Source organism: Rubellimicrobium aerolatum, assembly GCF_017872975.1.
In the GTDB taxonomy this organism is placed as follows: domain Bacteria; phylum Pseudomonadota; class Alphaproteobacteria; order Rhodobacterales; family Rhodobacteraceae; genus Rubellimicrobium; species Rubellimicrobium aerolatum.
In genome coordinates this window covers 126,217-145,287 of sequence record NZ_JAGGJP010000008.1, presented here as the reverse complement: position 1 = coordinate 145,287, position 19,071 = coordinate 126,217, and the positions used below count along the sequence as shown (strand labels likewise).

Below are 19,071 nucleotides of genomic sequence, written 5' to 3'. Positions count from 1 at the left end.
AACGCCAATTTCGAAAGAGGCACCAGCCATAAGTTCTGGCTATGCGCCCTTGGCGCGGGGACCCGCGCCGGTCCAATCTCGGAATGCTGGCGGACGGGAGGATGGGAATGGCGGATGGGGCGTCGCGGGGCGGGCGGATCGCCTTCATCGGCTTCGGCGAGGCCGGACGTCTGTTTGCCGAGGGGATCGCGCCGGCGGCCCCCGGCCGCGCGGCCTGGGACCTCAAGCTCGCCTCCGCCGAGGCCGCGTCCATGCGGGACGCCATGACGGCGCGCGGGGTCGCAGCGGCCAAGGACGCCGCCGAGGCGCTGGCCGGGGCCGAGGCCGCCTTTTGTCTCGTGACCGCCGACCAGGCGGTGGCCGCCGCCGAGGCTGCGGAGGGGCTGGCCCCCGGCGCGCTCTGGCTCGACGGGAACTCCTGCGCCCCCGAGGCCAAGCGCCGCGCGGCCCAGCGGATCGAGGCGCGGCAAGGTCGCTACGCCGACGTGGCCATCATGGCGCCTGTCCATCCGCAAGGGATCCGGGTGCCTCTCCTCGTCTCCGGGCCCCATGCGGAGGAGGCCGCGGAGTTCCTTCGGCGACTCGGGATGCACCCGCGCGTGGTGGGGCCGCAGGTCGGGCAGGCCTCGGCCATCAAGATGCTGCGCTCGGTCGTCATCAAGGGCCTGGAGGCGATCACCGCCGAGTGCCTCGTCGCTGCCCGCGCGGCGGGGGTGGACGCGGAGGTGCTGGCCTCGCTCCAGGCCTCGGACCCCGGCTGGGACTGGGCCGCGCGCGGAGCCTACAACCTCGAACGCATGGCCTCCCACGGCCTCCGCCGCGCCGCCGAGATGCGGGAGGTGGCGAGTTTCCTGGCGGACCTCGGGCTCCCCGCTGACATGGCGGGCGCCACGGTCGCGTGGCAGGAGCGGCTAGGCGCGCTGGGGCTGGACCTCCATGGCGCCGAGCCCGAGGCGCGGGCGGACCTCGCGCTCGCCGCGCTGCGGCCCCTCGCATGATCCGCAACCTGCGCCACCTTCGGGTCTTCCTGGAGGTGCTCGACACCACCTCGGTCACGCGCGCGGCCGAGGCCTGCCACCTGTCCCAGCCCGCCGTGACCCAGGCCGTGGCCAAGCTCGAAGCCGAGGCGGGCCTGCCGCTGTTCCGCCATATGCCGCAGGGGCTCTTCGCCACCGAGGCGGGCCTCGCGCTGGGGGCACGGGTGCGCCGCGCGCTGGGGCGGCTCGACGCGGCGGCGGCGGCGCTGTCGCCCCGGCTCGCGCTCACCACGACCGGCTCGCAGCTCCGCGCGCTCATCGCCGTGCGCGAGGCCGAGAACTTCACCCTCGCCGCCCGGCGGCTCGGCCTCAGCCAGCCCAGCGTCCATCGCGCCGTCTCGGACCTGGAGCGCGAGACGGGCCGCCCGCTCTTCGAGCGCACGGCGCACGGGCTGATCGCCACCAAGGCCTGCCGGACACTGGCCGATGCCGCGCGCCTGGCCTTCGCCGAGCTCGACCAGGCGGCGATGGAGCTCGCCGAGATGGCCGGGCGGGAGGTCGGGCGCATCGTCGTGGGCTCCATGCCGCTGGCCCGTTCGCTGCTCCTGCCCCAGGCCATCGCCGCCTTCCGCCAGACCCGGCCCCTGCTGACGATCCGGGTGGAGGAAGGCCCCTACGACGACCTCCTGGGCGCGCTCAGGCGCGGCGAGACCGACGTGCTGATCGGCGCGCTGCGCCTGCCCTCCCCCATCGCCGACATCCGGCAGGCGCCGCTCTTCGAGGACGACCTCGTGATCGTCGCCCGCCCCGGCCACCCGCTGGCCGGGCGGGGGGGCCTCACCCTCGCCGAGGTGGCGGAGTTCCCCTTCGTGGTGAACCGCCCCGGCTCGCCCATCCGGTCGCTCTTCGACGCGCAGTTCGCGGATCAGGCCATCCCCGCCCCGCGCAGCCTGATCGAGAGCGGATCGCTCATCCTCATGCGCCAGCTCCTCGAGCAGAGCGACCACCTGGGCTGCGCCTCGCGCCTGCAGGTCGCCGCCGAGATCGCGCACGGGCATTTGGTGCCCCTGCCCCTGCTCCTGCCCGGCACCACCCGGCCCATCGGCCTCACCACCCGGATCGACTGGGTCCCGACCGCCTCGCAGCAGGCCTTCCTCGACTGCGTGGCGCAGGCGGCCCGCGCCCGGACAGTCAGGCCCTATAGCCAGATTCAATGACCCCTTCCCCGCTTTGATTGGCTCCGGGGACCGGAGTCGGGCGATGAGGCGGGAGGGAGGACGTCACGCAGGCCGGAGGAGACCGGGCCCGTGGCCGTCCGGAGGAGGGCGTCGCCGGGCCATGACCCGGCCTTCAGACGCCCGCCAGCGATCAGGGCGCGGGAGGCGCGCCGCCTAGGGAGGACCACCATGCTGAACCGACGCCACGTCCTGGGAGGCCTTCTCGCGGCCCCCGCCGTCCTGCGCGCGACCCGCGCGGGCGCGCAGGAGGTCTCGATGCGGCTCCATCACTTCATGTCGGGCGTGTCGCCGGGCCACAACGAGTTCCTCGTGCCCTGGGCCGAGAAGGTCGCGGCCGAGTCGGACGGCCGCATCAAGATCGACGTGTTCCCGTCCATGCAGCTCGGCGGCACGCCGCCGCAGCTCTACGACCAGGCCCGCGACGGCGTGGTGGACGTGGTCTGGACGCTGCCGGGCTACACCGCCAACCGCTTCCCCAAGATCGAGGTCTTCGAGCTGCCCTTCGTCGGCGCCCAGACCTCCCGCGTCAACTCGCGCGCCGTGCAGGAGTTCGCGGAGGCGAACCTTGCCGACGAGTTCGCCGAGGTGCATCCGATCTGCTTCTGGGCCTCGGACGGCGGCCTCATCCACACCGACACGCCCGTGACGACGCTGGACGACATGGCGGGGCTCAAGATCCGCTTCCCCACCCGCCTCGCCGGCGAGGGGCTGGCGGCGCTCGGGGCCGTGCCGGTGGGGATGCCCGTGCCGCAGGTGCCCGAGGCGGTCAGCCAGGGCGTGATCGACGGCGCGGCCGTGCCATGGGAGATCGTGCCCTCCATCAAGCTGCACGAACTGGTGTCGAACCACCTGGGCTTCCCCGGCACGCCGACCTTCTACGTGTCCACCTTCCTGCTCGCCATGAACAAGGCGCGCTACGAGGGGCTGCCCGAGGACTTGCGCGCGGTGATCGACGCCAACTCGGGGCAGGCCGCGACCGACATGGTCGCCGCCATGTTCGACACCAACACCCCCAAGGTGATCGACCTCGCCACCCAGGCCGGCAACACGATCACCACTCTGTCGCCCGAGGAGGTCGCCCGCTGGACCGAGGCCACCCAGCCCGTCCGCGACGCCTGGATCGCCGCCTCGGCCGACCAGGGCTTCGACGGCGCGGCGCTGCTGGCCGAAGCGCAGGCGCTCATCGCCAAGCACGGGCAGGGCGCCTGACATGGAGGCCGAGGAAAGGCAGGCCAACGTCCACGCCGAGCTCGAGGAGGCGACCCCGCATCCCGAGCCCGTGCCCCACGCCGAGGACGGCATCGCCGGCCCCCGCATGGGGCCGCTCGCGCGGGGGCTCGCCCTTGGAGGCGGGGCGCTCCTCCTCGGCATCGCGGCGCTGGTCACGACCAGCGTCGCGCTCCGCACGGTCACGGGCGCGGGGATCACCGGCGACTTCGAGATCGTGCAGCTCGCGGCGGCGATCGCGGCCTTCTGCATGTTCCCGCTCTGCGTGGCGGTCCGCGGCAACATCGCGGTGGACACCTTCACCACCCGCCTGCCGCAACGCGCGCAGGATGCGCTCGACGGCCTGTGGGACGTGGTGTTCGGCCTTGTCGCGGCCATCCTCGCCTGGCGGCTGGCCCTGGGCGCGGCCGACCAGTTCCGCAGCCGCGTCACGCTGATGATGCTGCCGGTCCCGACCTGGTGGGCGGTGGCGGCCTGCGCGGCGCTCATGGCGCTTCTCGCCCTCACGGCCCTGGTCGTGGGCTTCCGCACCTGGAGGAAGGGCGCATGAGCGGCAACCTCGCGGCCCTGACGGGCTTCCTCGCGTTGATCCTGCTGATAGGGATCAGGATGCCGATCGGGATGTCCATGCTGGTCGTCGGCATCGGCGGCTACCTGTCGATGTCGGGCCTCCTGCCCTTCCTGGCCTACATGAAGACCACGCCCTACTTCCTGTTCGCCAACTACACGATCACGGTCATCCCGCTCTTCGTCCTGATGGGCGCCCTGGCCGAGCAGGGGGGCCTCGCGCGCGACCTCTTCACGGCGGCGCGGGCCTGCCTGGGCCACCGCAAGGGCGGGCTCGCCATGGCGGTGATCGGCGCCTGCACCGGCTTCGGGGCGATCTGCGGCTCCTCGGTCGCCACCACGGCCACCTTCGGCCGCGCCGCCCTGCCCGAGCTCCAGCGCTACGGCACCGCCGGCTCGCTCTCGACCGGCACCATCGCGGCCGGCGGCACGCTGGGCATCCTGATCCCGCCCTCGGTGGTGCTGGTGGTCTACGCCATCACCACCGAGCAGAACATCGCCAAGCTGTTCCAGGCCGCCCTGATCCCCGGCCTCCTCGCCGCGCTCTTCTACTGCCTCGCCATCGCCGTCGTGGTCCGCCGCCGGCCCCACCTCGCGCCCGTCCTGCCCCGCGTCCCCTGGCCCGAGAGGCTGCCGGCGCTCGTGGCCATCTGGCCGACCGTCGCGGTGGCGGTGGTCGTGCTGGGCGGCATCTACGGCGGGGTCTTCACGCCCACCGAGGGCGCGTCGGTGGGCGCCATCGCCATGCTGCTCATCGGCCTCGTCACCCGCAAGCTCGGCTGGGACGGCCTCGTCCGCAGCCTCCGCATCACCGCCGAGACCACGGCCATGATCTTCCTGATCCTGCTCGGGGGCGAGGTGTTCAACGCCTTCCTGGCGCTCACGCAGATGCCGTCGAGCCTCGCGCAGTGGATCTCCGGCCTGGGCCTCGCGCCGACGCTGGTCCTGGCCCTGCTGCTCCTCAGCTACGTCGTGCTGGGCGCGGTCATGGACGAGCTCGCCATGATCATCCTGACCCTGCCGGTGTTCTTCCCGCTGGTGCAGGCGCTCGACTTCGGCATCCCGCCCGACGAGGTGGCGCTCTGGTTCGGCATCCTGGTGCTGGTCGTGGTGGGCATCGGCCTCACCGCCCCGCCCATCGGGCTCAACGTCTTCGTCATCGGCGCCATCGCCCGCGACGTCCCCCTGCGCGAGACCTACCGGGGCGTCATGCCCTACGTGGCGGCGGACGTCCTGCGCCTCCTCCTGATCTTCTTCGTGCCCGCGGTCGCCGTGGGGCTCGTCCGCTGGATGGGGTAGCGGTGGGAGGCCGAGGTCGGCGCCAATGAGAGTCCCGACTGGGACTGAACACAAGTCTCGCCAGGGGCGGCTGCAACCGAAGAGAGCCGCCTCGCTATGCCTTCGACGACTTCGCACCCGATTGGCCCGTCCAGCCTCACAGCCCTTCCGGCATCCCGCCTGAAGTCGCGGCATCCGTGATCGCACACGGCACAGACAGCGACTGCCTTGCGGGCTCCTGGCAGGCTCTAGCAGGTCGCTGAAGAAGTCTTGCGATCAGGACGGTTTCCCGATCGGTCGGGTTTGACGGCAGCTGTTGTGGTCGGTCGTGCAGGGGCGCTTGCTGGGTGTCCCCGATCACATGGCCAGCAGGCGGGGCAGTCGGGCGAGGTTGCAGGCGGCCATGGTCAGCGTGAACCTGGCCCGGACCCGCTCGACGCTACGGGTGACGGTCTGGACCATGCCGCCCACGGTCTTGGTCCAGCCGAAGGGCTCCTCGATCTTCTTGCGGCGCTTCTGGGACAGGGCTTAACCAGCATGACGGGTGGTTCGGCCATCGATGGCAGAGTGCCGCGCTTTTCGGGCGACATGCGGGGTCACGCAGGCCTGCCGCAACTCGGTGACGAAGTCGGCGCTGTCGTAGCCCTTGTCGCCGCCGAGGGTGAGGCGGCGTGTCGAGCCCGGCGAGTGGCGGTGGATCATGGCGAGCGCAGCCCGGCGTTCGGCATGGCCGCCGGCCTGCGTGAGGTCGGCCTGGACGATGAGGCCGCTGCGGTTCTCCATGAGGGTATGCCCCTTGAAGCAGAGCATCGCGCCGGTGCCGGGCGACTTCTTGTAGAGCCGCGCCTCAGGGTCGGTGATCGAGGCATGCGTGGCGTTTGATCGCTTCTCGCCCCGGAAGTCGACCTCGGCGTTACGATCCTGGCGGGCGGGACGGGTCATCGGGGCGGTCTCGGTCTGGAGCTGGTCGGGAGCGGCGTCGGAGCAGTCAGAGGGTGGCTCGCCCCGATCGCCGCCTTCATCGGGTGGCACCCACTCGCCCTTTGGCTGGAAGCTCTTCATCGACGCCCAGGCCTTCACCAGCGTGCCATCGACTGAGAAGTGCTCGTCCGACAGCTGTGATGCCACCTCCCGGTGCGCCAGGATCGCCGCCAGGACCTTGCGGAACATGTCGGTCGTCAGCAGGCAATCGAGGTTCTTCGAGAACACCTCCGGCACCCAGACGGGATCGTCGATGCCAAGGCCCACGAACCAGCGAAACAGCAGGTTGTAGTGCATCTGCTCCATGAGCCGCCGCTCGGAGCGGACCGAGAACAGGATCTGGATCAGGCTAGCCCGCGAGCCAGCCGCTCCGGCGCGATGGACGGACGACCCTCGAGCGCATAGAGTCGATCGAACTCGGCATCGAGGCTGGTCAGCGCCTCGCTGACGATCCGGCGCACCTTGCGCAGCGGGTGACGGGCGGGGATGCGCTCTTCCAGGTCGACGTAGCTGAACAGCGACACCGTCACCTCGTCCGTCCCGCGCATCACCGCCCCCAGTTTCTCCGGAACGGTGAGTCATGTCCTCCCAAACGCGTCGAGGGCCGAGTTCTTCAGCGACCTGCTAAAGGCCCCATCGCAAGTGGAGGTCCCTTCGACGTCCGACGTGGGTCGGCGCAGGAACCGGGCCGCCGAGGACGGGATCCGTATCGTGGAGGAAAGCCTGCGCGGTGCCCGGCAGGCTGCCGCAACGGCGCGGCGCATGGGATCTTGCGCTCGCTTCTGACGCTTTGGCGGCGGAAGTTCCAGGCGGGTCTGCTGACGGCGGAGGGGCCGCTCGGATTGCGGCGCTTCTCGCGGTAGCGCCAGAAGGGCGCGGGGCCGCGCCTCTTCGACGTCAGGGCCGCGGATCCGGACTTTGAGCGCCCGATCCTCGCCTCCACCATCGTGCGCGCCCACCAGCATGCAGTGGGTGCGGACAGGGGGGGTCTGCGGAACAGGCCCCTGGCCGCTCCCGCGGCGGCCCGAGCACCAGGTTCATCTGGACGCGCGTGGCCTGGGCGGCCCGGTGCGCCTTGTCCGAACAGCCGGCCACCGGGGCCACGCGCCCCAAGCGGCAGCCCTCTTGGCCCGCGACCGGCCCGAGGTCGTGCTGGCCGATGCGGCCTAAGAGGCCGACCACCTTCGGGCCGCCCTGGAAAGGATCGGCGCCACGGCCGTGATCCCCAACAGCCCCTCGCGGACCAAGAAGCACCCCTTCGATCGGCACCTCCACAAGGAGCGCCACCTCAGCGAATGCCGCCCTGCCAAGCTCAAGCAGGTCCGGCGGGTAGCCACACGATACAAGAAAACAGCCCAGAACTACCCCGCCGTCGCCACCCTCGCCGCCAGCGTCCCGTGATTGAGGCAAGCGCCCATAGGGCCTAGGCCGAGCGGCTCTTGGGACGCGACAGCAACATGACCTTTCCGCCCGACCTCCTGGCGCTGCCGGACGTGGGCTATGTCCGTGGCTGAACCCCGAGGGCATCCTGTCGATTGAGCCTGAGCAGATCCTCGCTGAGGCAGGGGCCGGGCCGGCCGAGACGGTGGAGTTGATGCAGACGGCCGAGATCCCCTGGATGGAGGTGCCCGAGGCCGCCGAAGGCGCAGGCTTGCTGGAGAAGATCGCCGTCGTGGGCGAGGCGCTGGGCGTACCCGACCGGCCAAGATCCTTGGCCGCCGAGGTCGAGGCCGAGCTTGCAAAGGCGCAGGCCGCCGCCACGCCGGAGGTCGAGCGGCCGCGCGTGATCTTCGTGCTCTCGGTGCAGGGCCGGCGGATCATGGGCGGGAGCCGAGGCACCGCCACCGACGGGATCATCGCCCTGGCGGGCGGCGTGAACGCGCTGAAGACGTCGAAGGCTACAAGCCGCTCTCCGACGAGGCGGTCGCGGCAGCAGCGCCGGACGCGATCCTGATGATGGACAGGGGCGGCGGACATGGCGGCTGAGGCGCTGAGCCTGTCCCCGCTGGCCGACCCGCGCGAGGTGCGCGCGCCGGCTGCGGTGGGGACTTGTCCTCATGCTCGCCGTCGCGGTGGGCCGCCTCGCGACCGGTGCCTCGGGGACCTCGCTGTGGGATGCGTTGAGCCAGATGGCGCGGGGCAAGGCGGTGATGCTGCGCGAGCGCGTGATCCTGTGGGATGTGCGCCTGCCCCGGCTGACTTTGGGGATGCCGATGGGGGCGAACGGCGCGGTGATGCTGGGACTCTCCCGCAACTCGCTGGGCGATCCGGGCCTCGTCGACGTGGGCGCGGGGCTCGCCGCGATTTCGATGATGGGGCTGGGCGGGGCCAGGGTCCGGATCGCCGGGCCGATCATCCTGCTGACGCCCCTCCTCGCGCACGGGCTCGACGCCTTCGCCCTGTGAGAGACGGTGGCGGGGCACCCGGGCGTGCCGGTGGAGGGCCTCAGGACCGGGGCGATCCTGGCCATGGCTGCCACCACTGGCGCGGCAGTGGCCGTGTCGGTCGGGATCGGCATCGTCAACGCCATCCTCGGCGCGGCGGCAGGCCCGCTTGGCCCCACCTCGACGAGCCGGTGTCCGGCCTCGACATCTGCCACCAGCTCGCGATCATGGGGATCGCGGTGAGGCACGGCCCGAACCTCACCGCGCCCTTCGCCGACCGCGTGGCGCCGGGACTGGAGGGCACGTTCCTCCTTCCCCCTGCCCCCCGGGCCCGCATCGACGTCGCGTTGACGAGGCCAGAAGCCCATCCGCGCGGCCCGCGTCATCGCTCGCCCCGCCGGTAGGGCACCATCAGCGCCTCGGGGACGCGGGCGCGGCGGGCGACGAGGACCAGGGCGAGGATGGACAGGAGATAGGGCGCCATCAGGAAGAGCTGGTAGGGCACGCCGGGCACCGCCTGCTGAAGCCGGAGCTGCCAGGCGTCGAAGAGCGCGAAGAGGAGCGCGCCGAGGAGCGCCCGGCCCGGCCGCCAGGAGGCGAAGACCACCAGCGCGATGCAGATCCAGCCCCGCCCCTGCACCATCGTCGGGAAGAAGCTGTTGAAGGCCGCCGTCGTGAGGAACGCGCCCCCGAGCCCCATCAGCGCGGAGCCCGCCACCACCGCGCCGACCCGCAGGCGGACGGGGTTCAGGCCCTGGGCCTCGACGGCATGGGGGTTCTCGCCAGTCATGCGGAGGGCGAGGCCGAGCGGCGTGCGGGCGAGGACGAAGGCCAGCACGCCCGCGCAAAGGAGCGCGAGGTAGGTCGGCGCGGCCTGGGAGAAGAGGACGGGGCCGAGGAACGGCAGGTCCGACAGGACGGGGACGCGGATCGCCTGGAAGGGCTCGATGGTGGGAGGGAGGTCGCCGACCTCCACGAGCAGGCGGTAGAGGTAGTAGGCCAGCGCCGAGCCGAAGAGCGTGATGCCGAGGCCCGAGACGTGCTGCGACAGCCCCAGCGGCACGGTCAGCGCCGCGTGCAGGAGGCCGAGCGCGGCCCCGGCGAGCGCGGCGGCGAGGAGGCCGGTCCAGAGATCGCCGCCGAGGTGCACGGTCAGCCAGCCGACCATCGCGCCCATGGTCATGATCCCCTCGATCCCGAGGTTGAGGACGCCCGCGCGTTCGCACAGGAGCGCGCCCAGCGTGCCGAAGATCAGCGGCGTGGCGATGCGGAGCACGGCGGCCCAGAGGCTCGCGGTCCAGAGGAGGTCGAGGGCGTCGCTCATCGGGCCACCCGGTGCGTCACGAGGAGGAGGGCGACCACCATGGCGAGGAGCGAGGCGGACATGATGACATCGGCGATGAAGGACGGGACTTCGGTCGCGCGGCTCATGGCGTCGGCGCCGACGAAAACCGTGGCGAGGAAGACGGCGCTCGCGACGACCCCGGCGGGGTGGAGGCCGGCGAGCATGGCGACGACGATCCCGGCGGTGCCGAAGCCGGGGGACAGGTTGGTGGTGACGGAGCCGGTGACGCCCAGCACCTCGGTCGCGCCCCCCAGGCCGGCGAGGCCGCCCGAGAGCGCGGCGACGCCGAGCAGGGTGCGGGGCAGCGACACGCCGGCGAAGGCGGCGGCGCGGGGGTTGAGGCCGGCGGCCCGCGTCTCGGCCCCCCAGACGGTGCGGGCGTTGACGGCCCAGACCAGCGCGGCGGCGGCGAGCGCGACGAGGAGGCCGACATGGAGCCGTGAGCGGGGCACGAGGTCGGGGAGCCGCAGGTCGGAGGCGACGGGGACGGACTGGGGCCAGCCGAAGGCCAGGGGGTCCCGGAGCGGCCCCTCGATCATCAGGCCGACGAAGAGGAGGACGGCGAAGTTCAGGAGCAGCGTCGTCACCACCTCGTCCACGCCGAGCGACAGGCGCAGCGCCACGGGGCCGAGGAGGAGCAACGCGCCGGCGGCCATGCCGAGGAGCAGGAGCGCCGGGACGCCGAGGACGGGGGGGCCCCCCGCGAGGAGGGCGTGCCCCGCCCAGGCGGTCAGGAGGGCGCCGCCGTAGAACTGGCCCTCGGCCCCGATGTTCCAGACGCGCGCCCGGAAGGCCACGGCGGCGGCGAGGCCGGTGAGGATCAGGGGCGTGGCACGGGCCAGCGTCTCGGTCAGCGCGAGGCGGGAGCCCAGCGCGCCGCGCAGCAGCTCGGCGTAGGCGGCGAGCGGGCTCACCCCGGCGGCGGCGATCAGGCCGGCGGCGAGGAGGAGCGCCAGCCCGACGGCGGCCAGGGGGGCGAGCGCGGCGGCCGCCAAGGGGACGTGCGTCCGGCGCTCAAGCCGCATGGGGCACCTCCCAGACGCCGGCCATCAGGAGGCCGAGGCGGCGGGTGTCGGCCTCCTCGGCGGGGATGGGGTCGGAGAGGCGGCCCTTGACGATGGCCTGGAGGCGGTCGGCGAGGCCCAGGGCTTCCTCCAGCTCCTCGGAGATGAGGAGGATGGCGGCCCCCCGCTCGCGCGCCTCCAGCAGGCGGGCGTGGACGGCGGCGATCGCGCCTTCGTCGAGGCCGCGCGTGGGCTGGTTGGCGAGGACGAAGCGGGGGTTCATGGCGAGGGTGCGGCCGAGGATGAGCTTCTGCATGTTGCCGCCCGACAGGAGGCGGGTGCGGGTGTCGGGGCCGGCCCCCCGGATGTCGAAGCGGGCGATGAGATCGGCGGCGAAGGCGCGGGCGGCGGCGCGGCGCACGAGGCCCGCGCGGGCGAAGGCGGGGTCGCGGGCGCGTTCGAGGATCGCGTTCTCCCAGACCGCGAGCTCGCCGATCGCGCCCTCGGCGTGGCGGTCCTCGGGGATGCGGCCGACGCCCTCGCGCACCAGGGCGCGGGGGGACAGGCGGGCCATGTCCCGGCCGCCGAGCGCCAGCGCGCCGGTGGACGGGCGGGCGAGGCCCGAGAGGAGGCGGCCGAGGGTCGCCTGGCCGTTGCCGGACACGCCGACGATGCCGAGGATCTCGCCCTCGCGGACCTCGAAGGAGATGGCGTCGAGGCGGGTCTCGCCCTTCTCCACGACGGTCACGCGGTCGGCGGTCAGGACGGGCGGCCCCGGCGCGCGGGCGGCGCGGCGGGGGCGCGCGACGCGGCGGCCGACCATCAGCTCGGCCAGCTCGGCGGGGGTGGTGTCGGTCGTCCGGCGCTCGGCCACCAGCCGGCCCGCGCGCAGGACGGCCACGCGGTCGGAGGCGGCCATGACCTCGTGGAGCTTGTGGGAGATGAACACGATGGAGAGCCCCTGCCCCGTCATGCCGCGCAAGGTGCCGAACAGGCGCTCGGCCTCGGGGCGGGCGAGGACGGCGGTGGGCTCGTCGAGGATGAGGATGCGGGCGTCGCGATACAGGGCCTTGAGGATCTCGACCCGCTGCCGTTCGCCCACCGAGAGGTCGGCCACGCGGGCGTCGGGGTCCACGGGGAGGCCGAAGCGAGCGGCGAGGTCGAGGAGGCGCGTGCGGGCCTCGGCGCGGCGGGAGCGGAGGCGCAGGAGCGGCTCGGAGCCGATGAGCACGTTGTCGAGGACCGTGAGGTTCCCCGCGAGGGTGAAGTGCTGGTGGACCATGCCGACGCCCGCCGCAATGGCGGCGCGGGGCTGGCCGGGCGGGAGCGGGCGGCCCATCACGCGCACCTCGCCCTCGTCGGCCCGGTAGTGGCCGAACAGGATGTTCATCAGCGTCGTCTTGCCCGCGCCGTTCTCGCCCAGCAGCGCCAGGACCTCGCCTTGGGCCAGCGACAGGCTGACCGCGTCGTTGGCGACGAGCGGGCCGAATCGCTTGGTGATCCTGTCGAGTTCGAGGGCGGCGGGGGTCATGCGGGCTCCTGTCTGTTCCGATGCCCGCACATTAGCACGGCCCAGGGGGGTGTTGCGCGAATCGGGGCCCGAGCGTTCGCTGGCAGGGATTCGTTAACCCTGCGCCCGTGAACCCTGCGCCCATGCGGGTCATGGCAGCCCCGCGACGGGATGGTGAAAGGCCAGCGGCGGGGCGAGGCGTTCGAGCCGCCGCCCGAGGGCGAGGAGCGCGCGGTCCGCGCCAAAGGGGCCGAGGAGCTGCACGCCGAGGGGGAGGCCGTCCGCCGTGCCGAAGGGGAGCGCCAGCGCCGGGAGGCCCGCCGCGTTGGCGAGGGCGGCCAGGGGGGCGAGGCGCTCCATGGCGGCGAAGCGGGCGTCGGGGGTGGTGGCGGCGTCGAAGGTGCCGACGCGGGGCGGCGGGCCGGAGAGGACGGGGAGGAGGAGGGCGTCGGCGTTCCCGAACAGGGCCGCCGCGCGGTGGGACAGGCGCAGGAGGTCGCGGCTGGCGGCGAGGACGGCGGGGCCGGGGAGGACGCGGCCCTCGGCGGCGGTGGCGGCGGCGAGGGGGGAGACCTCCCCGGGCGGGACGGCGAGGGCGTCGAGCCAGTCGGCGAGCGCGACGGACAGGACGAGGCGGGCGAGGCGCGCGGCCTCCCGCGCGAGCGCGGCGGGGGGCGGGATCTCGGTCACGTCGCAGCCGTCGCGGGCGAGGGCTTGGGCGGCGGCGCGGGCGGCGGCGGCCTGGTCGGGGCCGCAGGCGGCGGGGAGGACGAGGGCCACGCGGGGCCGGGGCGGCGTGGCGCGGTCGGGAAGCGGGTCGGCGGCGATGCCGAAGGCGGTGGCCACGTCGCGGACGGAGCGGGCGAGGACCAGCTCGGCGGCGAGGCCCAGGAGGTGGTTGCCGAAGTCGGGGCCGCCGGGGATGGCCCCGCGCGAGGGCTTGAGGCCGACGAGGCCGCAAGCGGCGGCGGGGACGCGGATGGAGCCTGCCGCGTCGGTGGCGTGGGCGATGGCGACGATCCCCGCCGCGACCGCCGCCGCCGCGCCGCCCGAGGAGCCGCCGGGGGTGAGATCGGGGGCCCAGGGGTTGCGGGCGGGGGCCGCGCCGGGCGGCTCGGAGACGAGGGACAGGCCGAACTCGGGGGTGGTGGTGAGGCCGAAGGTGTTGAGGCCGGCGCGGTGGAGGCGGGCGAGGAGGTCGCTGTCCGTGTCGGGGTCGGAGAGGCGGCGGCGCAGCGCGGGGGAGCCCGCGGCGGGGGCGAGGCCCGCCGCGTGGGAGCCGAGGTCCTTGGCGAGGAAGGGGACGCCGTGGAAGGGGCCGCGCGCGGAGGGCGGCGCGCGGTCGAGGGCGGCGGCGCGGGCGCGGGCGAGGTCGGGGGCGAGGCGGGCGACGGCCCCGAGGCCCGCGAGGCGGTCGGCCGCCGCGAGCGCCGCCTCCAGCGCGGCGGCGGCGGTGGTCTGCCCCCGCCCGATGGCAGCGGCGAGGGCCGTGGCGTCGCCCGCGCGGTCGGGCACTCAGGCGGGCTCGTCGGCGTCGATGGGGACCTCGAAGGCGCCGGACCTGATCTCGGCCTCGCGGGCCTGCATCGCGGCGACGGCCTCGGGGGGGACCTCCTCGGGGACGAAGACCAGCTCGCTGCCGCCGTGGCGCATGAAGGAGTATTCGGTGTAGTCGCGGCCCGTGGGATTGCCCGCCTGCACGTCGGCGACGATCGCCTCGATGGTCGGGCCGTAGTTCCAGAGCGCGTTGGCGAAGACGGTGCCCGGATAGCGCGGCGTGTAGTCGATGAGCGAGCCGATGGCCTTGGCGCCGCGTTCGGCCGCGCCGTCGGCGGTGCCGATGCGCTCGCCGAACAGGATGTCGGCGCCGCCGTCGATCTGGGCGATGGCGGCCTCCTTGGCCTTGGCGGGATCGAACCAGGCGCCGATGAAGATGTTGGAGAAGGTGGCGTCGGGCCGCGTCTCCTGCACGCCGAAGCGGAAGGCGTTGATGAGGAGGTTCACCTCGGGGATCGGGTAGCCGCCGACCGAGCCGAAGCGGCCCGACTGGGACATGGCCCCGGCGAGCATCCCGGCGAGAAAGGCGGCCTCGTGGTTGCGGGTGCCGAAGACGCCGAAGTTGTCGCCCGACGGCCCGCCGGAGGAGCCCATCAGGAAGGCGGTGTCGGGGTAGTCGGCGGCGACCTCGCGCGCTTCGTTCTCGACGGCGAAGGATTCCCCCCAGACGAGGCGCGCGCCGGATTCGGCGTATTCGCGCATGGCGCGGGGGTAGTCGGTGGCGGCGACGCCCTCGGAGAACTCGTAGGCGATGAGGCCCCGTTCGGCGGCCTGCTGGAAGGCGAGGTGGACGCGGCTGTTCCAGGCGTTCTCCACCGGCGAGGCATGGACGGCGGCGACGCGGAGGGGGGGCGTGCCTTGCGCGCGGAGGACGGTGGGGAGCGCGAGCAGCGCCGCGCCCCCGACGAGGAGCCGGCGGCGGGTGGGGTGGATCGGCATCGGGGTGGTCCTTTCCTGTCGGGTCGGTCGTTTCTTCTTCAGTCGAGCGCCTGGGGCGCGTAGTCGGCCGGATCGACCGTGGCCGGCCGGCCGTCGAGGGAGAGATGGGCGACGCGGGGCGCGGTGGCGGCGAGCACCCTGCCCTCGCGGATCACCCAGAGGCGGCTGGCCCTGAGGCGCACCGCCTCGATCGGGTCGCGGGCCTGGAGGACGACGAGCGTGGCGGGGCCGCCCACGCGCAGCGTCGGGTCGGGCAGGCCCAGGACGGCGGCGCCGTTCACCGTCACGGCGTCGAAGGCCCAGCGCATCGCCTCGCGCGAGGTCATGGGGACGGCGTGGACGCCCATGTGCGCGACCTCCAGCATGTCGGCGGAGCCCAGCGGATACCAGGGGTCCATGGTGCAGTCCTGGCCGAAGGCGACGTTGACGCCGGCCGCGCGCAGCTCGGGGATGCGGGTGAGGCCGCGGCGGCGGGGGTAGGTGTCGGCGCGGCCCTGGAGGGTGATGTTGATGAGGGGGTTGGGGACGACGTGGATGCCGGATTCGGCGATCAGCGGGATGAGCTTGGTGGCGTAGTAGTTGTCCATGCTGTGCATGGAGGTGCAGTGGGAGCCCACGGCGCGAGGGCCCAGGGACAGGCGCGTCGCCTCGAAGGCCAGCGTCTCGATGTGGCGGCTGAGGGGGTCGTCGCTCTCGTCGCAGTGGAGGTCCACGGGGAGGCCGCGCTCGGCCGCGAGCTCGCAAAGGCGGGTGACGGAGCGTCGGCCGTCCTCGGTGGTGCGCTCGAAGTGGGGGATGCCGCCGACCACGTCCACGCCCAGGTCGAGGGCGCGGAGCAGGTTCGCCTCGGCGGTGGGGGAGCGGTAGAGGCCGTCCTGGGGGAAGGCGACCAGTTGAAGGTCGATGTAGGGCTTGACCCGCGACCGGACCTCGATCAGCGCCTCGGTCGCGGTGAGGCGGTCGTCGCAGACATCGACGTGGGTGCGGATCGCCAGGAGGCCCTGCGCCACGGCGAGGTCGCAGTAGCGCAGCGCCCGCTCCATCACCGCCTCGGGGGTGAGGATGGGCTTCAGCTCGCCCCAGAGGGCGATCCCTTCGAGGAGCGTGCCCGAGCGGTTGAGGCGGGGGAGGCCGAGCGAGAGCGTGGCGTCCATGTGGAAGTGGGGGTCCACGAAGGGTGGGCTGGCGAGGCGGCCCCCGCCGTCGATGACCCGGGGCGCGTCGGCGTCGAGGTTCGGCTCCAGGGCGGCGATGCGGCCTTGGCGGATGGCGATGTCGAGCGGGCCGCGCCCGTCGGGCAGGCGGACGTTCCGCAGGATGAGATCCAGCATGGTGCCTTTCGTTCCCTGTCCCCTGGGCCGAGGCTAGCAGGTGCTTTCCAGGGGTCAAGCCGGCGGTCCGGGACGCCGGGCGGCGGTCCAGAAGGGATCTCCTGGATCCGGCGGGGGAGCGCGCCGAGGGGCTGGGCGTCAGGCCCGGCTGACCGCCGCCGTCGCCGTCGCCCGTCAGGCGCCGGCGGCCCGGCGCTCGGTGCGGAGGGCGGCCCGGCGGGCGGCCTGCACGTCGGGGTCGGGGTCGAGCCCCGCCGCGAGCAGCGCCCGGGTGTAGGGCTCGCGCGGGGAGTCGAAGACCTGGCGCACGGTCCCGTGCTCCACCACGCGGCCCCGCTGCATGACCATGACGTGATCCGCGAAGTCGCGCACCACGGGCAGGTCGTGGGCGATGAAGATGAAGGCGATGCCCATCTCGCGGCGCAGCCGGTCGAGGAGGTCGATCACCTGCGCCTGCACCGACACGTCGAGCGCGGACACCGCCTCGTCGCAGATGATGAGCTCGGGTTCGAGGGCGAGGGCGCGGGCGATGGCGATGCGCTGGCGCTGGCCGCCCGAGAACTGGTGCGGGTAGCGGTTCGCGTGCTCGGGCCGCAGGCCCACCTGGGCCAGCAGCTCGGCCACGCGGGCCCGCCAGCGGTCCCGGGGCAGGATCCGCGGGTGGATCGCCCAGGCCTCGCTGATGAGCTGGGCGACCGTCATGCGGGGGTTCAGCGACTGCGTGGGGTCCTGGAACACCATCTGGAGGTCGCGGCGGAGCGCGAAGAGCTCGGCCGGGGAGAGGCGGAAGAGGTCGCGGCCCTTCCAGAGCGCCTCGCCGGAGTCGGGCTCGTCGAGCCGGAGCAGGACGCGGGCCAGCGTGGACTTGCCCGAGCCGCTCTCGCCCACGACGGCCAGCGTCTCGCCGGGCATGAGGTCGAGGCTCACGCCGTCGAGGGCGGTGAAGGTGCCATAGGCCTTGCGGACGTTCCGGACGCTCAGCACCGGCTCGGCGCGGGCGAGCGGCGGGTGCATCTCGCCCTTGCCCGGCGCGGCGCCGATGAGCTTGCGGGTGTAGGGGTGCCGGGGGTCGTGGTAGACCTCGCGCGCGGGGCCGGACTCCACGATCTCGCCGGCGTTCATCACCACCACGCGATCCGCGATCTCGGCCACGACGCCGAGGTCGTGGGTGATGATGACGACGCCCATGCCGGTCTCCTGCTGGAGCTCCTTGAGGAGGAGGAGCACCTCGGCCTGCACGGTCACGTCGAGCGCGGTCGTGGGCTCGTCGGCGATGAGCACGTCGGGCTTCATGGCGAGGGCCATGGCGATCATCAGGCGCTGGCGCTGGCCGCCCGAGAACTCGTGCGGATACTTCCGCAGCGCGCCCGCCGGGTCGGGCAGGCCGACCCGCGTGACGAGGCGCAGGGCCTCGGCCCGCGCGCGGGCCCCGGGCAGGCCATGGGCGGTCATGGTCTCCACGATCTGCCAGCCGACCGGATAGACCGGGTTCAGGTGGCTGAGCGGGTCCTGGAAGATCATCGCGATCCGCCGGCCGTTGATGTCGCGCCGCGCGGCCGCGCCGAGCCGGAGCAGGTCGCGGCCGTCGAAGAGGATCTCGCCCGAGGTGATCCGGCCCGGCGGCATGTCGATCAGGTCGAGGATGGCCGCCGTCGAGACGGACTTGCCCGAGCCGGATTCGCCCAGGATGGCCAGGGTCTCGCCGCGGTCCACGTGCCAGCTCACGCCCCGGACGGCCTTCACGACGCCGCCGGCGGTATGGAACTCGACCGACAGGTCGCGGACTTCGAGCAGGTGGTCAGGCATCGGGACGCCCCCTCATCTCAAGGCGCCAGCGCTGGGTGGGGTCGAGGGCGATCCGCATCCAGTTCGACAGCAGGTTCAGCGACAGCGTGGTCAGGATGATGGCGAGGCCCGGCCAGAAGGACAGCCACCACGCCCGGGTCAGGTGCTCCTTGCCCTGGGCGATCATCAGGCCCCAGGTGATGTCGGGCGGCTGGATGCCGATGCCGAGGAAGGACAGCGCGCTCTCGGCCAGCATGACATAGGCGAAGTCGAGCGTGGCGAGGGTCGTCAGCGTCGGCAGGACGACGGGCAGGATGTGGCGCAGGACGATCCGGCGGGGGGAGGCCCCCATCACGCGGGCGGCCGAGACGAACATCCGCTCGCGGATCTCCAGCACCTCGGCGCGGGTGGTGCGGAGGTAGACGGGGATGCGGGTGATCGCGAGGACGAGGACGACGTTGGTCACCGAGGGGCCGAGGACGTAGAGCACGATCACGGCGAGGAGGAGCGAGGGGAAGGACATGATGACGTCGGCCAGACGCATGATGGCCTCGCCCACCCGGCGGGAGGCGTAGCCGGCGACCAGCCCCAGCGTCGTGCCGACCAGCGCCGAGGCGAGCACCGCCCCGGCGGCGATGGCGACGGTGTTGCGGGCGGCGACGATGATCCGGGCCAGGAGCGGCCGGCCCAGCGAATCCGCGCCCATCCACCAGAGCCAGCCGCGCGCCCATTCGAAGGGCGGGGCGTTGCGCCCGCGCAGGTTCTGCTTCTGCGCGACGTCGCCCAGCAGGGCCGGGCCGAGCAGCGCCATCAGGACGACGAGCAGGAGGAACAGGAGGGCGGCGAGGGCGAACTTGTCCGCCCACAGCATCCGCAGGAACCGGCGCGGCGCGCTCGGCTCGGCGGGGAGGGCCGTTCCTTCGGTCACGGCGGGGGCGTTGCTCATGG

15 protein-coding genes and 2 pseudogenes are annotated in these 19,071 nt (G+C 73.4%); 8 read left to right on the top strand and 9 right to left on the bottom strand.

Features of this window, described 5'->3' with window-relative positions:
* Positions 1-107 precede the first annotated feature (107 nt).
* The 5 genes from J2Z33_RS10865 to J2Z33_RS10845 all read left to right on the top strand — a co-directional run bounded on the left by J2Z33_RS10865 (position 108) and on the right by J2Z33_RS10845 (position 5,308).
* On the top strand, positions 108-998 hold the full coding sequence (locus J2Z33_RS10865; RefSeq protein WP_245218769.1) for an NAD(P)-dependent oxidoreductase: 891 nt from the start codon (positions 108-110) through the stop codon (positions 996-998).
* Positions 995-2,194 carry a LysR family transcriptional regulator gene (locus J2Z33_RS10860; RefSeq protein WP_209840705.1) on the top strand — a complete coding sequence of 400 codons (1,200 nt, stop codon included), beginning with the start codon at positions 995-997 and terminating at the stop codon, positions 2,192-2,194. The genes J2Z33_RS10865 and J2Z33_RS10860 overlap by 4 nt, the downstream gene beginning before the upstream one ends.
* Positions 2,195-2,383: 189 nt before the next feature.
* Positions 2,384-3,424, top strand: a complete 1,041-nt coding sequence (locus J2Z33_RS10855) for a TRAP transporter substrate-binding protein (protein ID WP_209840703.1) — start codon at positions 2,384-2,386, stop codon at positions 3,422-3,424.
* Position 3,425: 1 nt separating this feature from the next.
* The gene (locus J2Z33_RS10850; protein ID WP_209840701.1) at positions 3,426-3,992 is read left to right on the top strand and encodes a TRAP transporter small permease; all 567 of its coding nucleotides are present in this window, start codon (positions 3,426-3,428) and stop codon (positions 3,990-3,992) included.
* Complete coding sequence (locus tag J2Z33_RS10845) at positions 3,989-5,308, top strand: TRAP transporter large permease (protein ID WP_209840700.1); 1,320 nt, start codon at positions 3,989-3,991, stop codon at positions 5,306-5,308. Before J2Z33_RS10850 ends, J2Z33_RS10845 begins: the two co-directional genes overlap by 4 nt.
* Positions 5,309-5,644: 336 nt before the next feature.
* Here J2Z33_RS10845 and J2Z33_RS10840 read toward each other — a convergent pair.
* Positions 5,645-6,816 (bottom strand): annotated as a pseudogene (locus tag J2Z33_RS10840) (IS5 family transposase).
* A gap of 321 nt (positions 6,817-7,137) precedes the next feature.
* On the opposite strand from J2Z33_RS10840, the pseudogene J2Z33_RS18350 reads away from it, so the two are divergent.
* The 3 genes and pseudogenes from J2Z33_RS18350 to J2Z33_RS10825 form a co-directional block, all read left to right on the top strand.
* Positions 7,138-7,669: pseudogene (locus J2Z33_RS18350) on the top strand (IS5 family transposase); the annotation flags it as partial.
* A gap of 109 nt (positions 7,670-7,778) precedes the next feature.
* Positions 7,779-8,222 (top strand): ABC transporter substrate-binding protein, encoded by a 444-nt coding sequence (locus J2Z33_RS10830; RefSeq protein WP_209840786.1) that lies wholly within the window; start codon positions 7,779-7,781, stop codon positions 8,220-8,222.
* A gap of 103 nt (positions 8,223-8,325) precedes the next feature.
* The gene (locus tag J2Z33_RS10825) at positions 8,326-8,673 is read left to right on the top strand and encodes an ABC transporter permease (protein WP_209840699.1); all 348 of its coding nucleotides are present in this window, start codon (positions 8,326-8,328) and stop codon (positions 8,671-8,673) included.
* A 361-nt stretch (positions 8,674-9,034) separates the two neighbouring features.
* On the opposite strand, the gene J2Z33_RS10820 is transcribed toward J2Z33_RS10825, so the two are convergent.
* The 8 genes from J2Z33_RS10820 to J2Z33_RS10785 form a co-directional block, all read right to left on the bottom strand.
* Entirely contained in the window at positions 9,035-9,976 is a 942-nt protein-coding gene (locus J2Z33_RS10820) for an ABC transporter permease (RefSeq protein WP_209840698.1), read from the bottom strand.
* On the bottom strand, positions 9,973-11,022 hold the full coding sequence (locus J2Z33_RS10815; protein WP_209840697.1) for an ABC transporter permease: 1,050 nt from the start codon (positions 11,020-11,022) through the stop codon (positions 9,973-9,975). The genes J2Z33_RS10820 and J2Z33_RS10815 overlap by 4 nt, the downstream gene beginning before the upstream one ends.
* On the bottom strand, positions 11,012-12,532 hold the full coding sequence (locus J2Z33_RS10810) for an ABC transporter ATP-binding protein (protein ID WP_209840696.1): 1,521 nt from the start codon (positions 12,530-12,532) through the stop codon (positions 11,012-11,014). Before J2Z33_RS10810 ends, J2Z33_RS10815 begins: the two co-directional genes overlap by 11 nt.
* Positions 12,533-12,661: 129 nt before the next feature.
* Positions 12,662-14,026, bottom strand: a complete 1,365-nt coding sequence (locus J2Z33_RS10805; RefSeq protein ID WP_209840695.1) for an amidase family protein — start codon at positions 14,024-14,026, stop codon at positions 12,662-12,664.
* The gene (locus J2Z33_RS10800) at positions 14,027-15,007 is read right to left on the bottom strand and encodes a BMP family protein (protein WP_209840694.1); all 981 of its coding nucleotides are present in this window, start codon (positions 15,005-15,007) and stop codon (positions 14,027-14,029) included.
* Between the two features lie 38 nt (positions 15,008-15,045).
* Positions 15,046-16,338 carry an amidohydrolase family protein gene (locus J2Z33_RS10795; protein ID WP_209840693.1) on the bottom strand — a complete coding sequence of 431 codons (1,293 nt, stop codon included), beginning with the start codon at positions 16,336-16,338 and terminating at the stop codon, positions 15,046-15,048.
* A 174-nt stretch (positions 16,339-16,512) separates the two neighbouring features.
* Positions 16,513-18,144 (bottom strand): ABC transporter ATP-binding protein, encoded by a 1,632-nt coding sequence (locus J2Z33_RS10790; RefSeq protein WP_209840692.1) that lies wholly within the window; start codon positions 18,142-18,144, stop codon positions 16,513-16,515.
* On the bottom strand, positions 18,137-19,069 hold the full coding sequence (locus tag J2Z33_RS10785) for an ABC transporter permease (RefSeq protein WP_209840691.1): 933 nt from the start codon (positions 19,067-19,069) through the stop codon (positions 18,137-18,139). Before J2Z33_RS10785 ends, J2Z33_RS10790 begins: the two co-directional genes overlap by 8 nt.
* Between the last annotated feature and the right edge of the window lie 2 nt (positions 19,070-19,071).